The organism is Rhizobium altiplani (assembly GCF_001542405.1).
Taxonomy (GTDB): domain Bacteria; phylum Pseudomonadota; class Alphaproteobacteria; order Rhizobiales; family Rhizobiaceae; genus Rhizobium; species Rhizobium altiplani.
In genome coordinates, this window is sequence record NZ_LNCD01000003.1 from 171,739 (window position 1) to 189,731 (window position 17,993).

The 17,993-nt window shown below is 60.4% G+C and carries 11 protein-coding genes; 7 read left to right on the forward strand and 4 right to left on the reverse strand.

Annotation, left to right across the window (positions count from 1 at the left end):
* Nucleotide 1: 1 nt before the first annotated feature.
* From AS026_RS01480 to AS026_RS01490, 3 genes are all read right to left on the reverse strand, one after another.
* The gene (locus AS026_RS01480; RefSeq protein ID WP_062368458.1) at nt 2–982 is read right to left on the reverse strand and encodes an HlyD family secretion protein; all 981 of its coding nucleotides are present in this window, start codon (nt 980–982) and stop codon (nt 2–4) included.
* A 236-nt stretch (nt 983–1,218) separates the two neighbouring features.
* Nucleotides 1,219–1,446: a hypothetical protein gene (locus tag AS026_RS01485; RefSeq protein WP_062368480.1), complete on the reverse strand. Its 228-nt coding sequence runs from the start codon at nt 1,444–1,446 to the stop codon at nt 1,219–1,221.
* A 217-nt stretch (nt 1,447–1,663) separates the two neighbouring features.
* Nucleotides 1,664–2,506, reverse strand: coding sequence for a class I SAM-dependent methyltransferase (locus AS026_RS01490; protein ID WP_062368459.1), 843 nt, complete (start codon nt 2,504–2,506; stop codon nt 1,664–1,666).
* A gap of 129 nt (nt 2,507–2,635) precedes the next feature.
* Between AS026_RS01490 and AS026_RS01495 the strand changes: the two genes are divergently transcribed.
* Complete coding sequence (locus tag AS026_RS01495) at nt 2,636–4,651, forward strand: transcriptional regulator (RefSeq protein WP_062368460.1); 2,016 nt, start codon at nt 2,636–2,638, stop codon at nt 4,649–4,651.
* 229 nt (nt 4,652–4,880) lie between these two features.
* Here the strand turns inward: AS026_RS01495 and AS026_RS01500 are convergent, their stop codons facing one another.
* Nucleotides 4,881–5,903 carry a LacI family DNA-binding transcriptional regulator gene (locus AS026_RS01500; protein WP_131815264.1) on the reverse strand — a complete coding sequence of 341 codons (1,023 nt, stop codon included), beginning with the start codon at nt 5,901–5,903 and terminating at the stop codon, nt 4,881–4,883.
* A 182-nt stretch (nt 5,904–6,085) separates the two neighbouring features.
* Here AS026_RS01500 and AS026_RS01505 point away from each other — a divergent pair, with 182 nt between their 5' ends.
* The 6 genes from AS026_RS01505 to AS026_RS01530 all read left to right on the forward strand — a co-directional run.
* Nucleotides 6,086–8,854 carry a glycoside hydrolase family 2 protein gene (locus tag AS026_RS01505; RefSeq protein WP_062368462.1) on the forward strand — a complete coding sequence of 923 codons (2,769 nt, stop codon included), beginning with the start codon at nt 6,086–6,088 and terminating at the stop codon, nt 8,852–8,854.
* A gap of 76 nt (nt 8,855–8,930) precedes the next feature.
* On the forward strand, nt 8,931–10,013 hold the full coding sequence (locus AS026_RS01510; RefSeq protein WP_062368463.1) for an ABC transporter ATP-binding protein: 1,083 nt from the start codon (nt 8,931–8,933) through the stop codon (nt 10,011–10,013).
* Nucleotides 10,013–10,897, forward strand: a complete 885-nt coding sequence (locus tag AS026_RS01515) for a carbohydrate ABC transporter permease (RefSeq protein ID WP_062368464.1) — start codon at nt 10,013–10,015, stop codon at nt 10,895–10,897. Before AS026_RS01510 ends, AS026_RS01515 begins: the two co-directional genes overlap by 1 nt.
* Entirely contained in the window at nt 10,894–11,742 is an 849-nt protein-coding gene (locus AS026_RS01520) for a carbohydrate ABC transporter permease (RefSeq protein WP_062368465.1), read from the forward strand. Before AS026_RS01515 ends, AS026_RS01520 begins: the two co-directional genes overlap by 4 nt.
* A 62-nt stretch (nt 11,743–11,804) precedes the next feature.
* Nucleotides 11,805–13,121: an extracellular solute-binding protein gene (locus tag AS026_RS01525; RefSeq protein ID WP_062368466.1), complete on the forward strand. Its 1,317-nt coding sequence runs from the start codon at nt 11,805–11,807 to the stop codon at nt 13,119–13,121.
* A 467-nt stretch (nt 13,122–13,588) separates the two neighbouring features.
* Nucleotides 13,589–17,993 (forward strand): N,N-dimethylformamidase beta subunit family domain-containing protein (locus AS026_RS01530; RefSeq protein ID WP_425349747.1); only part of this gene is annotated, 4,405 nt, incomplete at its 3' end.

A 17,993-nucleotide genomic window follows, 5' to 3' on the forward strand; every position in this document is an offset into this window, starting at 1 on the left:
GTCAGTGCCCCGCGGGTGGCCATGACGCGATCGCACTCATGCCAGGGCGCAAGCCCGGCACCGGGTTGACCGGGTTCGCCCGCACCTCGAAGGTGCGCAGGTCGAAATCGCCGGTCGCCCGCGTGGCTCGCCAGGTCGCATACTGGCCCTGTGCATTGATCGTCGTGACCTTGACGGGAATCTTTGCGTCACCCATGGCCGGCACGGTAACGTCGAACCCGTCGCCGACCTTCAGGCCCTTCAACAGGTCCTCGCGCAGATTGAATGTGAACCATGGGTTCTCGAGGTCGATCAGCGAAAATAGCGGAGCGCCCGCAGAGAAATTCTCGCCGAGTTCGGCCACCCGCGTCGTCACCTGGCCGGAGATCGGTGCATGGATCGTCAATTCCGAAATGTCGACCTGCTGCTGCTTGAGCGACGATCTTGCCCGCTCCACCTGGGTTGCTGCGAGTGCCTTTTCCTCCTTGCTGGCTCCCGCGACGGCGAGGTCGAGGTTGGCTTCAGCCGACTCGCGCTTGCGGATGGCGGCTTCGAGGTTACGCGTCGTTTCGTCCACGCGCGATTGCGAAGAGGCGCCTGTGGTGATCAGCTTTGCCTGACGATCGAAATCCTCCTGGTACAGCGTGACGTCGGCGACGGCTGCGGCCAGTTCGGCCTTCCGAGCGGCAATCGTTTCAGGCCGGGTGCTGTTAACGCGGACAAGATCCGCTTCGGCGACGGCAAGAGCCGCTTCGGCCATATGCAGTGCCGCGACGAGCTGTGGGCTCTCGAGTACCGCGATTACCGCGCCGCCCTGGACATTATCACCGACATCGGCATCGAGTTTTGCAATCCGGCCGGAAACACGCGGGCTGATATCGACCCGATTGGCCGATACTTCACCTTGAACGATAAGTGGCGGCGGTTTCGTCGCAAACCAGAGAAGCGCTGCAAGCCCGATAACGACAGCGATGCCAAACAGAACGCGAGCCAATCGCCACATTCAATCCGTTCTCCCCAAAACACGGGTATGCCGGGACGCTTTTGCCGATGTTTTATCGGGGCGACCTGTCTCCGGTAGTCGTTGCTTCATGCAGCCTAGCAGAGGAAAATCGCAAATGCACCATGGGGAGATCGCGCCCCGCCAGGACGACGCGCTCGATCGCTCACAGAGAGCACCGGCATGCGCGGGCGTCAGGTTTGACATCAGCAAGCAAATAAAGACCGAAGCGATGCAGTTCAGGGCGACTTGGCCACACGTGGATCCTCCGCAAGGACACGAGCCTCCAGAATGGAAACGCCATAGGCAGCCATGAGCCACAGACACAAGGCGACACAACGAGGCACAGGCTTCTCTCCAGAGGCAAGCTGGCTTCTGGTTCGTTCGTCAATGCCAAGCAGTTCCTGAATGTCGCTTGCCGACATTCTTGCGACCACCACGGCCGCGCTAAACTCAGACGGTGTCATGTTGCCCCCAGGCGCGATTTCGAACGCGCGAAATCCTGGTTGAGTCTCCTCTCCAATCAGGGGCGGTCTGCCAGCAGCCGGGCTTTCGTTTCCTAGATCAGAGCGTTGTTTCAACTCCAAGCGGGCGGCATCGCCTGGCTCGAGAACAACACGCTCGACCTGACGGCCGAGCATCGGGAAATAAAGCCCATGCCCGGCCGGTGTCGGAAGCCTGTGTTCAGAGCCTCGTGACGATGACCTCCAAATATTCGCTTGGCACGACCACGGTGCCGTCATCGGCGCGATTGAAGCGTTCCATGAGGGCCAAAAGGTCGTCGGTCAGTGTATCTCGCGCCGCCGGGTCAAGGGCGGCGAATGTTTTCAGCACTGGACCATAATAGGTCCGGAAGACCTCAAGCCAATGGTCCGGTGACTTGTAGCGGAACACGAACTGCCTGGGCGTTGCTGCAATCGACGCGACGGCTTTCGGGAACAATTCGTCAAGTCGCGCCCGCGAGCCCCAGAGCGCCGGCGAGCGAGCACCTGACGGAGGCGGCACATGCTTGCCGATCGTCTTGAACATCTGCCCGATGAAACCGTCAGGGGTCCAGTTCGCAAGGCCAACCGAGCCGCCGCGCTTGCAGACCCGAATGAGTTCGGACGCAGCGCGCTCCTGGTCGGGCGTGAACATCACCCCGAAAATCGACAGCACATTGTCGAAGGACTGATCGGCAAACGGCAGATGTTCTGCATCGGCCTCCTGGAAGACGATCGGCAGCCTATCGGCTCTGGCGCGCTCCTGGCCACGTTCGAGTAGCGCCGGAACGTAATCGGTTGCCGTGACCTCGCACCAGCGTCGGGCTGCGGCAAGCGCGCCGTTGCTGTTGCCGGCCGCAACGTCAAGCACCTTCGAACCGGCGCGCAGATCGAGCGCTTCGCAGAGGCTTTCCCCGACAATCTGCAAGGTCGTCCCAATGATTGCGTAGTCGCCCGAGGACCATGCACTGTGTTGCCTGGCCTTGAGCGCGCTGAAGTCGACGGCGGGCTGAGGATTACTGGCGACGGCCGCAGATGTGGACATTGTTTTCTCCTTGGGTCAGATTGATCAGCCTCATGGTGCGTCTATGGCAACCGTGGTTGGGCACGTGTCGTGCCACGGTCTCTGGCTTAGACAGGGATAGTGGGGGTCGGCGTGGCAGCTGGCGTGGGAATGAGCGTGGAATCGGGGGACGGGGAGGCAAATCAACCCGGAGGCCCGCTGGAGATCCGACTGCTCGGCCCGATGGCGATCCGGCGAGAGGGCGCCGATCTGACGCTTCCCGGCTCCCGGAAGGTGCGATCTCTTCTGGCCTACCTTGCGCTTTCACCGAGGCCCTGCGGCAGGGCGCAGCTTTGCGATCTGTTGTGGGATATCCCTGACGATCCGCGCGGCGAGTTGCGATGGTGCTTGAGCAAGATTCGCACGCTGATCGGGGAACAACGCGTCATCACGCAGGGCGACACCATCAGACTGGATCTGTCGGACTGCTTTATCGATGCGATCGAGGCGACTGCGGCTTATCAGCATGGATTCAAGACGCAGTCACTCAGCCAGTTGCGGTCCCTGGCAGCCCTGTTTGCCGGGGACTTTCACGAAGGATCGAGCGTCGAGCGTAGCCCGGCATTCGAAACATGGCTGCTGTCGCAACGTCGTCGGCTGCGCGACATTCATACAGCCCTTCTCGAGCATATGGTGCAGCGTTTCCCGCCCGAAGAAGCACAAACCTATCTCGATCGCTGGATCCAGCTTGCGCCCTTCGACCTTCGCCCGCACGAATTGCTATTGATGTCCCTTGCCAAGGCGGGCCGTTTTCGAGAAGGCGAGGAGCATCTGGAAGCGACCGCGAAGCTGTTTGATGCCGAGGGTATCAACGCGCGATCCTTGCGCGACGCCTGGCAGACGGCCAGAACCCAGACAGACGAAACCTTCCGGCAGCAGCGCCCAGGCGCAAGCACTGTGGCTGCATCGTCTCCACCCGAAACCGAAAGCTTGCTCAAGGAGCCGCGGCGCGCATCGATTGCGATCATGCCGTTCAATGAGCTGTCGGCCGTGGCCGTTCCCGGCGGGCCGTCCGATGCATTGGCATACGACATTATCACACGGCTCGCGAAGCTGCGCTCTTTCCATGTAATCGCGCAGGGCACGATGTTTGCGCTGAGGGACCGGCACCACACGGTTGACGAGACAGCACGGCTGCTCGGCGTCGACTACGTTGTCGACGGATCGTTTCAGCGCGTCGGCGACCGCATTATCCTTCGCGTCGAGTTGACAGAGGCAAGAACAGCGCGCATCGCCTGGACGGAGGTCTTCGAGCGCCGTGTGGCCGATACCTTCCTCCTCCTTGAGGAAATCGGCAGCAGGATCGTCGTCTCGATCGAGCGCGAAGTCGAAACGATCGAGAGCAATCGTGCCCTCCTGAAGGCGCCGAACTCTCTCGACGCCTGGGAGGCCCACCACCGGGGGCTCTGGCACATGTATCGCTTTACCAAGAGCGACAACGAGCAAGCCCAGCGCTTCTTCGAAAGGGCGATTGGCCTCGATCCGACGTTTGCCCGTGCGCATGCGGGGCTCTCCTTCACCCATTTCCAGAGTGCCTTCCAGCATTGGGCGGATCGCGACGCCGAGGCCGAGCTTGCCTACCGAGCAGCGAGCCAGAGCATGATGGTCGATGATCGCGACCCGACGGCACATCTCGCCATGGGCCGGGCGCTATGGTTGAGAGCGTTGCACGATCAGTCCGTCAGCGAGCTGCAACAGGCGGTCGAACTGAGCCCCAGTTTCGCGATCGCGCATTACTCCCTCGCTTTCGTTCAATCCCAGTCCGGTGATCCGGGCGCCGCGATCCTGGCGGCCGATCACTCCCGCGCGCTCAGTCCTTTCGACCCGCTGCTCTTCGGCATGCTTGCAAGCCGCGCCCTGGCTCTCGTGCGCCTCGGAAGCTTCGAGGATGCAGCGGACTGGGGCGTCAAGGCCGCCGCCCGTCCGAATGCTCACGCTCATATTCTGGCGATCGCCGCGCTTTGCCTGTCGATCGCGGGACGGCTGAGTGAGGGGAAGTCTTACCTCGCCATGATACACGATCGGTATCCCGCCTATCGGCTGAACGATTTCATCTCGGCATTCCATTTGCCGCCCACTGACCAGGCGCTGTTCCGCCAGGGGGCCCAGCGCCTCGGCTTTGAGTAAGCGGGCCCCGGGAACCCAACAGATCACCTGCCGCCGCCCAGCATCGACGATGCGTGAGTTTCAAACTTGCTGAACGCTGACAAACGAAACCACTTCAGGAAAATCACGGGGCGCGCGCGCCAGGGCGCGCGACATCCCGCGCTTCCTGATCGACATGATCCCGTTCCTCGGTGGACCGACAATGATCCTCTTCCAAGGTCAAAAACGACGGGACAATGTATCAACCGCATCAAGACGGAGGGGCTGCGATCGAACCGCGTTCAACGAATGGGCACTCGAGCTTGATCTTCTGGGTGGTTCGGTGGGATGAAATACCCTCGTTGTGGTCGAGGAGGGCGCCGACGGCCCATCGCGCCATTTCGTCATGGGGCAACAGCACCGTTGAAAGTGGTGGCACCATGTAGGAGGCCAGATCCTCATCGTCGAATCCCACCACGGAGATGTCTTCGGGCACACGCAGGCCGCGGCTTTTGATGGCATCATATGCGCCGACGGCCATTCGGTCATTGAAGCAGAAGATGGCAGTCGGCGGGTCTTTCCGATCAAGCAATTTGAGGGTCAGTTCGCGGCCGCCATTGACGGTCCATCCGCCCATCAATACCAGGTCTTCGTCGACGGGCACATCCCATGTGGTCAGCGCTTGCCGGTATCCCTTTTCGCGGTCCCTGGCAGCTTCGATCCAGTCCTCACCCTTCAGGTGAGCGATCCTTCGATGACCGGCCTTCAGCAGCGCCTCGGTCGCCGCATGCCCCCCGGCGATATCGCCGGGAACGACCGAGGGATGACGCCGATGCTTCTCGTAGCAATTCACGAGAACTGTGGGGATGTCGTTCAGCCGTTCCGGGACAAGGATCTGTCGGGTCGTCAGGGTGGTATAAAGAATGCCGATGACGTTCAATTCCTGAAGCAGATCGAGAGCCGCGCTCTCGATCTTGGGATCGGAGCGCGTGCAGAAGGTTGCGATCAGGATATCCTGCAGGGCGGCTTCATCGCGCGCGCCCTCGATGAAGGGCATGGCAAACGGTGTTGTGCTGACTTCATCGAGCAGCAGCCCGATAACGGGTCGCCGATGCTCGGGAACATTGTGTCGAGGGCCCTTGCGATAACCAAGGGCTTCGGCCGCTTCCACGACGCGCGATCGGGTCACCTCGGAAACGCGGGGATTGCTGACCCCATTCAATACCAGCGACACCGTTGCCTGTGAGACGCCTGCACGCTGTGCAACGTCAACCATGGTTGCACGCTTGGTCAATGCTTGTCCCACTTCATCGATCGGCCCATCCCATTCATCAAATTATAGAAAACCCACTTTTCCGACAACCGTCCACTGTGGGTTTTGCGGGTCCCGAATTTTCCGGCTTGCCAGGTAGTTATATTCTCTGTACCCATAACTAATAATATAACTAATAACATAATTCGCAAGGGAGAGAGTACATGACCGCCCCTGTCACGCCCGCTTTGCCGCTATCCCAGGACGCGCGCAAGCGAATGACACTCGACGGCCTCTGGCAGTTCAAATTCGAAGGGGAAGCCGACTGGCGCTCGATTTCCGTTCCATCCGTTTGGCAATCCGAATTTGCCGATCTTCGCGACGCGTTCGGCACTGCAAGCTACCGTCGACAGTTCTTTCTGCCGCAAGAATGGGCGGAGCGCGAGATCTCCCTTCACTTCGGCGCGGTGAACTATTTTGCTGAAGTCTCGGTCAATGGTCAGCCTATCGGCAACCACGAAGGGGGCTACCTTCCGTTCTCGTTGACGATTCCGAACAGCATCCTCAAACCGGAAAATGAGATCGAGGTCTCGGTTACGCTTCCGAGCGCCGACGCGACCAGGTACCCGCAGTTTCCTTTTGCGGAAATTCCGCATGGCAAGCAAAGCTGGTACGGCCCTCTCGGCGGCATATGGCAATCGGTGAGGCTGGAGGCGCGTGATACCAGCCACATCAAGCATGCCGAGGTAAGGGCAGACCTTTCCTCGGGTGCCGTTCGCTTCGATCTGGACCTTTCCGCATCCGCGGCAGGCGCTGAGGTGCGCGTCGCTGTCTACGGACCGGACGGAGCCCTGCAGGCCGCGGCAAAGGGATCTGGTCGCACCCTGAGCGTCGTTGTTCCCGAGGTAAAGGCCTGGTCGCCTGATGCACCGCAGCTTTACCGTGCCGACATCAGTCTTTCGGTCGCAGACGCGATCGTCGATACGACTTCGGTTACATTCGGGTTTCGCACCATCGAGACCAGGGGCGGCCAGCTCTTCCTCAACGGTGCTCCGCTCTACATGCGTGCCGCACTTGATCAGGACTATTATCCCGAAGGCATCTGCACGCCGCCTTCGCTTGAGTTCCTCGAGGACCAGGCGCGCAAGGCCAAGGCACTTGGGTTGAATACGCTACGCATTCACATCAAGGTTCCCGACCCGCGCTACTACGATGTGGCGGACCGTATCGGTCTTTTGATCTGGACCGAAATTCCGAACGTCCAGACCTTCAGTGATGCCTCGGCCAGGCGAATGCGCGAGACCATGCAGGGAATTGTCAGGCGCGATGGCCATCACCCGTCGATCATCGCCTGGACGATCATCAATGAGGATTGGGGAACCCGTATCGTCGAGAACGCCGATCATCGCCAGTGGCTCGCCGAGACCTACGACTGGTTGAAGACGCTCGACCCGAGCCGTCTTGTTTCGGACAATTCCGCCTGCTTCCCGAACTTCCACGTGAAGTCGGACCTCAATGACTACCACTACTACCGCTCCATTCCGGAACGACGCGAAGAGTGGGACGACATCACCAGGCAATTCGCCGAGGGCGCAGCGTGGACCTATTCTGGCCTTGGCGATGCGCAGTGGCGAGGCGAAGAGCCTCTCATCGTCTCCGAGTTTGGCGTGTGGGGCTTGCCCGATCCCTCGAAACTCCTTCTGCAAGATGGTTCCGAGCCCTTCTGGATGGAAACCGGTGCGACATGGGGTGATGGCGTCGCCTATCCGCATGGCGTTCAAAAGCGCTTCCGCGCGCTCCATCTGGACACCGTCTTCAAGGACTTCGGATCGTTCATCGAGGCCGCGCAATGGTACCAGTTCGCGAACCTCAAATATGAAATCGAGGTGATGCGCGCCCATCCCAAGATCGTCGGCTACGTCATCACCGAATTCACGGACGTTCATTGGGAGGCAAACGGCCTTCTGGACATCAACAGAAATCCGCGTGTCTTCCACGACGACTTCGCGAGCATCAATAGCGACATCGTCGTGATCGCCCGCCCGAATGCCTGGTCTGCCTACGCCGGCGAACTGCTGGAGGTGGATCTCTCGGTGGCGACCGGTGGCGCGTCCATTCCTGATGGCGCAACGATCCGCTGGACCTACGGGCAGGACGGCGAGCGGGCACTGCCAGAAACGGGTGCCAACGCGGTGGCAAGTGTCGGCATCGTGCCGATGCAAATGCCGGAAACCGACGTCAATCGCATGCTTCGCATCGAACTTGAGGTCCTGTCCAACGGACGGCGGCTTGCGACCAATGTTCTCGATATCGCGCTGTACGCAAAACGCAATCGAGCCAACCTGCCGAGCATCGCTTCGAAGGATCCGGCGCTTCGCGCTTTTGCAGAGACACTGGGCTATCCGGTCTCTGAGCCTGGTAAAGCGGAGGTCAATCTGGCGCATGCCCTTGATGAAAGCGACATTGAGGCAATGCACCACGGCGCGCGCTATTTTGTGATCGCCGATGGCAGCGTCCCCACGCACCGCAATCTGCGTAAGGACATTCCCGCGGGCGAAAAGCTCTATCGCGAGATGACGATTGATGAACGGGACATGCCTGTTGGTATCGACCAGCAGCTCCCAGGAATCGGACTGATCGCACGTGAAGGTACGCTGTGGCGTGGCGACTGGATTGCCAACTTCAGCTGGATCAGACGCAAAGGTGCGTTTGCTTCATTGCCGGGTGGTCCGTTGCTCGACCTGTCCTTCGAGAAGGTTGTTCCACATCATGTCATGACGGGCTTCCGCACGTTCGAGTATGCCGGACCGGTCCACGGCGGGCTGGTCATCGGTTGGGTCCACAAACCCGCAGTCACCATCGCTGAACGACGCGTCGGGCGAGGCAATCTCGTTGCAACGACCTTCCGGCTGGCGAGCGTCCCGGCCGGCACCGATCCGGTCGCTGCTGCCTTGTTCGATGCCATGATCGCGACGGTCAATCAGAGCAAATGAACGGCCTGAGGCGGGCGCGGAAGACCGCGCTCGGCCTCGGACGGCAGGCTCTGGAACTCAATCAGCGGAGGAATACGTGGCGCTCATCGAACTGATAAACATAAGCAAGCAATACGGTGCGGTGCAGGTCATCGACAACCTGTCCCTGACGATCAATTCCAACGAGTTCATGGTCTTCCTCGGCCCATCCGGGTGCGGGAAATCCACCTTGCTGCGAATGATTGCCGGGCTGGAGAGCATCGACGGCGGCGAGATTCGCATCGACGGCAAACGCATCGATCATCTGCCACCGGGCGAGCGCGGTATCGCCATGGTGTTCCAGCACTATGCGCTCTACCCCCATATGAGCGTGCGCGACAACATGGCCTTCGGCTTGCGCAACATCGGGATCGACGAAGCGGAAATCACTCGCCGGGTAACGGAGGCGGCCGAGATTCTTGTTCTCGACACGCTGCTTGATCGCAAGCCGGGGCAATTGTCCGGCGGTCAGCGTCAGCGTGTGGCCATCGGCCGCGCGATCGTCAAGGAGCCGCAAGCCTTCCTGTTCGACGAGCCCTTGTCGAATCTTGATGCAGCACTTCGTGTCAGAACGCGCGTCGAGCTGGCGCAGCTTCACAACCGCGTCAAATCAACGATGGTTTTCGTGACGCATGATCAGATCGAGGCGATGACGCTCGCACACCGGATCGTGGTCATGAACAATCGCCGCATCGAACAGGTCGGCACACCAATGGAGATTTATGCACGACCTGCGACACGTTTCGTCGCCGAGTTCGTCGGTTCTCCTGCCATGAACTTCCTGCCCGTGAAACTGGACCACGATTTTGTTCGCCTAACCGACGGAACGACTGTCCATACGTCGGTTCCAATCAAAGAACTGGCGCCGGCCAGTGACTACACGATGGGTGTCCGCGCTGAAGCGATTTCGATCGGAGAGGCCGGGACAGGCGACACCGATGCGGTTGTCGAGGTGGTCGAGCGGCTGGGTGATCGCACGCTCGTTTACGCCCGCATCGCAGACAATTCGCTCCTGGTGGCAGAAGCCAAGGGAGACAGTCCGCTCGCGGCCGGAGCGGCCGTGGCCCTGACGTTCGACGGCCGCCGAACCCACCTTTTTGACGCGACAGGCCGCGGTCATCACGCCGCGGAGGCGGCGTGATGACCCAGCCCATTCACATGAACGAATCCCGCTTGCGAAACGGGCTCTTCGTTGCGCCTTTCCTGCTTGTCTTCGTCTGCCTGCTCGTCATTCCTCTCTTTTGGGGCTTCTGGCTTGGGTTGACGAAGGCGGACCTGTTCGGTCCCGGCAAGTTTGTCGGCCTCGCCAACTATACTCGGCTTTTCAACGACAGGATTTTCCGCGGGGCAGTTCTGAACACGCTCTATTTCGTTGTCTTGACCGTGCCGGTTCTCGCGGTATTCGGACTTGCACTCGCGCTGGCGCTTAATCGCAAGACACGCTTCGCCTCGGTGATGCGCGCCGTCTTCTTTGCCTCGTCTGTGCTGTCGGTTACAGTGGTGACGCTGATATGGCGCATCGTCTTCATTCCCGACATTGGCCTGCTTTCCAATATCTTCGGCTGGTTCGGTCTGCCCCAAGTTACCTTCCTCAGCAATGCGCGTCTTGCGCTTCCGGCCGTTGCGATCGCGACGGTCTGGTGGGGCGTAGGCTTGCCGATGATGCTGTTTCTGGCCGCACTGCAACAAGTGCCGGGCGAGATTTATGAAGCGGCTGCGCTCGACAATGCCGGGCGCTGGAAGACACTGTGGCGCATTACGCTTCCGTCGATCCGGCGGACGTTTCTGCTGGTGCTGATCATTCAAAGCGTGCTTCAGTTCCAGGTATTCGGCCAGGCCCAGCTGATGACACAGGGGGGTCCGAACAATGCTTCGAGGCCAATCGTCCTCTACATCTACGATGTTGCCTTCACCCGCTTCGATGTCGGCATGGGCGCTGCGACCTCGCAGGTCCTGTTCGCGATCATCCTGATGGCCGGCATGCTGCAGTACTTCCTTTCCAACAGGCGCGGAGAAAATCGATGAGCGGCACGAGCTCCGGCATTGTCGGAAAATCCTTTGGCGATCGCATCATCCTTCTCGCCGTCGTGGCAGCCGGCCTGATCATGGTACTGCCGATTCTTTGGGTGGTCGGGCTGTCGTTCAAGCTCAATGCGGAACTGAAGCTGGATACGAATTCGGTCTTCCACGTTCCGTACACGATCAAGAACTATGCAGACGTGTTTGGCGGATCCAATGTCTTCCGCTGGTTTTTAAACAGTCTCATCGTTTCGTCGGGGATGACGCTCGGTGTGCTGATCCTGTCGTCGCTTGCCGGCTATGGTTTCGCGCGGCTACGGTTTCCGGGGCGCGACATCCTGTTTGTCATCGTTCTGTTCGGCCTTGCCGTGCCGGAGCAGGCAGTGATCGTCGCGCGCCATCAAATCTTCAGCATGTTCCGGCTGCACAATACCTATCCTGGCCTGATCCTGCCCGGTTTGGCTGCGCCATTCGGTGTTTTCCTGATGACGCAGTATTTCCGGGAGATTCCCAAGGAGCTGGATGAGGCCGCACTGCTCGACAACGCGTCGCGCTTCAGGATCTTCTGGAAGGTTCTTCTACCCCTTACCATCCCGGCCCAGGCGACACTCGGTGTGTTCACCTTCCTCGGTGCCTGGAACGACTATCTCTGGCCGCTCATCTCGGCGACCAAGAAGGACATGTACACAATCACGACCGGCATTGCTTCCATGCAGATGAACTTCGCCCAGACCGAAGGCCTGGGCTTCCTGATGGCTCAGGCTGTGTTTGCAGGTCTGCCAACGCTCGCCGTCTACCTGTTCTTCCAGAAATACATCGTCACCGCGGTTTCGGGTTACGCAGTGCGATGACGATCATGATCTGACAATCCGGTTTCAACGCGCGTTTTCGCAAGCAATAGGAGGAGATTGCAATGAAGATTGGCATGAGGAATATCTTACTGGCGGCGACGCTGACCATGGCGTCGTGGCCGGCTCTGGCCGGTGATCCGGTCGAAGTTACAGTTCAACGGTTCTTCGGAGCGTGCGACGCCGATTGGGGAACCAACACCGACGTCAGCAAGGCTGTAGGCGAGTGCGGAATCATCACGTCGCAGATCAACAAGTTCGTTGCCGACAATCCCGACATCAAGATCAATGTGAACACCGTCGAATGGCCTGGTTACGACCAGCTGACGGCGCAGCTGGCATCGGGCGAGCCGCCAGATGTCGTCACCATCCATGAATCCGTGTTGTCCGACTATCAGTCGAAGGGTCTTCTTGAGCCTCTGGACGCGGTACTAAAGGCTGCCGGCGTGGATTCTTCCACATTCACCGCGGCGGGCCGGGAAGGGGTGACGAAGGAAGGCCAGATATTCGGCCTGCCGATCGATTCCCACACCATGTTGTGGCACATCAACATGAACTATTTCCGCAAGGCGGGTCTGGTCAATGATGACGGAACGCCGGTACTGCCGAAGACGGCCGATGAACTGCTCGCACAGGCTAAGCAGTTCAAGGAAAAGACCGGCAAGCCCTATCTCGTTCAGAGCATGGCCAACGAAAAGGGTGCGTTCTATCGTGCCCTCTATATCTACCTGACCCAGATGAAGTCCGACTTCTTCGCAGATCCGACCCACGTCAAACTCAACACACCTGAAGCCAAGAAGATCGTCCAGCTGTTCAAGGACATCTACGATCAGGATCTGACCACGAAAGACCAGGACTATGCTGCATCCCTGTCCGGCTTTACCAAGGGGGACGGTGGTGTTCTTCTGAACGGTACCTGGGTTGTGGGTGACTTCGATGCCCTGTCGAAAGAGGCCGACAACGCGCTCACCAACGGCTACGCGGTCTATCCGTATCCGCCAGTGTTCGGTGGTGAACCGGCCTATTGGTCGGATGGCCACTCTTGGGCGATGACAAAGAAGGATCGGACCCCGGAGCAGGTTGCGGCAATCGGCAAGTTCCTGAAGTTCATGGCCGATCACAACTTCGATTGGGCCCGGACCGGTCACCTGCCGGCTCAGCAGGCGGTCATTGATTCAGCAGAGTTCAAGGCGCTGCCGCATCGCGCCACGATCCTCAGCATCGCAAACGTCGCAAAACCCCTGCCTGCACAGGTTCGTCATCAGTTCGCGGTCAACGACATCATCGGCGAAGAGATCGCTTCTGCGATCACTGGGCAAAAAGAGATCGATGCCGCGCTCACAGACGCCGAAACCCGCGTCAACGATCTGCTTGCAAACTAGCCATAAAGGGGCTGTCCGGGCATTCCGGACAGCCCTTTGGCAAATTGCGCCTGGTAGAGCATATCGTCGAGGCCGGCAGGGAACGGGTCTCTCCGTCCTGCGAGAGCGCGTGGTCCTTATTGGCCAAAAGGTGATCGCCCATTTTAGCTCGAAAGGCGTACAAGGTATTTTGCGCTTCTTCGGCTATCATTCGACAATCTGCACATTGATAGATTTTCGCGAGGGGGCATGCCATGCATCGCAAAGCTCTCCGTTGGGCATCTCGCTCAATGCTATTGGATTCGTTGACTCCCCGGTGGTTCGCTGCGGGCCGAAAGGCGAAGCTTCGTAACACCGCCCATAGGGAAGATAACAACTATCAACTCGCGCTGGCCGCGCAAACGACCGATGCGATCAAGTCTGGCACTGCCGCCGACAGTCCCCTCAACACCATCGCGGTCAATGAGGATGACGATCGGTCGACGGGGATGGTCTGCGACGCTCACGGCCAGGTCAATAACGACATCACGCTGCCGTCGCTGGCCGATAGTTTCGCAACGATCTACGGAGCCGGCGTTCAACGTGGTGACTTTGTCGCACATCAGCCGTTTGCTGCTGATTGGGGCTTTTCACCTTCCGGTAGGTCCGCCAATACCGTTGGCATGGGATGGCCGCTCCATGGCGCGCGCGCGGGAACGAGCTTCATGGCTGCGGATCCCCTGGCGCCTTTTCTGCGGAACGGTGCTGCGCAGACAGCATCCGGGCCAGGTTCGACCAGTGTGGGGAGCAGCTCCGCTTCCGGTAAAGTCGTCATCCTCGATTCGACCCCCTCAGCGCAGGCGAGTGCTCACGGATCGCACTCATTCCTGGCGTTTGGCTTGCCGTTTGGCGTCTGCGGCTGCGGCTACTATACGTCTCCGACGCGACTGCTTGATTGGGCCCAAGGCGGCGGCATGCTCCAGCCCGACGGCCAATTGCCCGGAACGAGGCTGACCGAGGGACCGGACTATGTACCGACTGGCAAGGGAACATTTGGCGCGTCGGTCAGCGACCCGCTTCTGAACCGTGACCTTTCGCCTTTGTCAGGTTGGCGCGGAACGGCAAGGTGGACTGGCTCAACAGTTTCGAACGGGCCATTGCCAGGCGGCGGGGAGATTGGAACCGGAAGCGCAACCTCAAAGGGCGTCGGCATACTATCCGGCTCGGTGACCAAACCGGTGGGCGGCCAGCAGAGGGCAGCAACGCAGGGGCTCGCGGCAACGGCCGCCGCCACCAACGCGATCGTGGCGGAAAATCAGAAGCAGGGCAATCCTGAGAGCGAGTGGGGCATCGACGGCGCCGGCAGCTCCAATATCGAGGGGTTCGCGACCGATATCAGCGTCGACAACGGCAAGACGATCAGCTTCAAGATCGATACCGATTCCACGAACTATCGAATCGATATCTACAGGCTCGGCTATTATGGCGGCATGGGCGCGCGCAAGGTTGCGACCTTGCAGCACACCGGATTGCAGAACCAGCCCGATCCGCTGCGCAATGCCTCGACCGGCACGGTGGATGCCGGCAACTGGGCGGTCTCGGCGTCGTGGACCGTGCCAGACGACGCCGTCTCAGGCGTCTACATCGCCAAGCTCGTGCGCCAGGACGGCACCTTCGGCGAAAACCACATCCCGTTCATCGTACGCGATGATGACAGTCACAGTGACATCGTCTTCCAGACCGCGGACGAGACCTGGCAGGCCTATAATGGCTGGGGCGGCGCAAATTTCTACGGCGGCAATGGCCCAGCGACGGGGCAGGGTGCCGGTCGCGCCTACGCTGTCAGTTACAACAGGCCGATCGCGACCCGTGGCGGGGTTGGCACATATGCTGGGCCACAGGACTATCTGTTCGGCGCAGAGTATGCCGGGATCTACTGGCTGGAACAGAACGGCTACGATGTGTCATACCTGTCGGGCGTCGATGTCGATCGCTATGGCAGTCTGCTTCTAAACCATAAGGTGTATGTAGACGCTGGGCATGACGAATATTGGTCTGGACAGCAACGCGCCAATGTCGAGGCGGCACGTGACGCTGGCGTCAATCTGGAGTTCTGGAGCGGCAACGAGGTTTACTGGCGCACCCGTTGGGGCAACAGTTATAGCAGTGATGCCACCCCGTACCGTACCCTCATCTCTTATAAGGAGACATGGTCACCTGGCGCCAGCATCGACCCCTCCGACCAATGGACAGGCACCTTCCGCGACCCGCGCCTCAGCCCGCCCGCTATTGGCGGTGGAAACCCGGAAAACTCGCTGACCGGCCAGTTGTTTATGGTCGACGACGTCGGCTCGAACCTGCAGGCGATTACCATTCCCTATGATGACGCCAACCTGCGGTTCTGGCGCAGTACGAGTGTTGCCAACCTTCAGCCCGGACAGACCGCGACACTTACAAAGAACTACCTCGGGTATGAATGGGACGATTCACCCGATAACGGCTTCGATCCAGCCGGTCTGGTGAAGCTGTCCTCGACGACGTTGAATGTCAGCTCCTACCTGCTCGACTACGGAAACACCACCGGCAACGGTACCTCGACCCATAATCTGACGCTCTATCGCGCGCCGAGCGGTGCGCTGGTGTTCGGAGCGGGCACGGTCTACTGGACCTGGGGCCTCAGCGACAACCACGACAAGGAGGTGACCCCCACAGACCCCCGGGTGCAACAGGCCATGGTGAACCTGTTCGCCGACATGGGCATTCAGCCGGGAACACTGCAGGCTGGGCTCGTCGCGACAACAACGTCGACGGACCATACCGCACCGACCTCCGCCATCACCGTCCCCGCAACGACGAGCGTTGGCTCGACCGTCACGATTTCTGGCACCGCCACCGACACGGGCGGCGGGGTCATCGCCGCCGTCGAGGTCTCGACCGACAACGGCGCAAGCTGGCACCCGGCGACGGGGGACGAGAGCTGGACTTATAGCTGGTCTCCCCAGGTCGCGGGTACCTACACCATCCGCTCCCGCGCCGTGGACGACAGCATCAACCTCGAGACGCCTTCGGCAGGAAAAACGGTCACGGTCACCGGCCCGAGCTATGTTTCGCTCTTCTCTGGTTCCGCGACCCCAGCGGTCGTCAATACCAACGACACGTCGGCCGTCGAGCTCGGAGTCCGCTTCCAGACCTCTGTCGCGGGTACGATCAGTGGCATCCGTTTCTACAAGGGCAGTCAGGATACCGGCACGCATACCGGTACATTGTGGTCGAGTTCCGGCACGGCGCTGGCGACTTTGACATTCAGCGGCGAGACCGCCAGCGGCTGGCAGATGGCGTCTTTCTCGAGCCCGGTGACGTTGACGGTGGGTGCCACCTACACGGCTTCCTACCATACCAACACCGGTCGATACTCCACGACCGAAAACTACTTCACGTCCAATATAACCAATGGTCCGCTGACAGCGCTTGGCAGCGGCAACGGCGTCTACAGGTACGGCAGCTCCAGCCTTTTCCCGTCAAGCACCTTCCAGGCAACGAACTACTGGGTCGACGTGATGTTCAACCCGGCAAACAACACGGTGCCGACGGCGGTTGCCGACGCCGGAGATGCGACCGAGAAGGGCGGTGTTGCCAATGGCTCGGGTGGTTCTGTCGCCAGTGGCAACGTACTGACTAACGACACCGATCCTGACGCCGGCGACACCAAGACGGTCACGGCAGTCAGCTTCGGCTCAACAACAGGCACGCTCGGCACCGCACTTGCCGGTGCCTATGGCAGTCTCGTCCTCGCGGCCTCGGGTGCCTATACCTATACGATCAACGAAATCAACTCCGCGGTGCAGGCGCTGCGGCTGTCGACCAACACGCTGAGCGAGGTTTTCAGCTACACCATGCGTGACACCGCCGGGGCCACCGCCACGGCCGCGCTGACGATCACCATCCACGGCGCCGACGACGCGCCGGTTCTGGCGGTCCAGACCGCCACCCAGAATGCCACGGTCAATACCGCCTTCTCGTTCGCGTTAGCGGCCGGCACCTTCACCGATGTCGACAGCGGCGAAACGCTCACCTACACGGCAACATCTGCCGACGGCTCGGTTCTTCCCACCTGGCTGAGCTTCAACGCCGCGACGCAGACCTTCAGCGGTACGCCGACGGCAACAGGCACCTCAGGCATCAAGGTGACGGCAACCGACATTGCCGGCCTCGCCACCAGCGAGACCTTCAATATTACCACGACGATCGCGGGCAACACGACGCCGACGGCGGTTGCCGACGCTGGCGATGCGACCGAGAAGGGCGGCATTGCCAATGGTTCGGGCGGTTCTGTCGCCAGCGGCAACGTGCTTGCCAACGACACCGATCCGGATCAAAACGACACCAAGGCCGTCACGGCGATCAGCTTCGGCGCGACGACAGGCACGCTCGGCACCGCACTTTCCGGCACCTATGGCAGCCTGCTGATCGATGCGACAGGCGCCTATAGCTATACGATCAACGAGACCAACTCCGCGGTGCAGGCGCTGCGGCAATCGACCAACACGCTGAACGAGGTCTTCAGTTACACCATGCGTGACGCCGCAGGCGCCACCGCCACGGCCTCACTGACGATCACCATCCACGGTGCCGACGACGCCCCTGTTCTGGCGGCCCAGACCGCCACCCAGAATGCCACGGCCGGCACCGCCTTCTCCTTCGTGCTGCCGGCCGGCACCTTCACCGATGTCGACAGCGGCGACACGCTTACCTACACGGCAACCTCTGCCAACGGCACCGCTCTTCCCACCTGGCTGAGCTTCAATGCCTCGACGCGCACCTTCAGCGGTACGCCGACGACATCAGGCACGTCAGACATCAAGGTGACGGCAACCGACATTGCCGGCCTCGCCACCAGCGAGACCTTCAGCATCA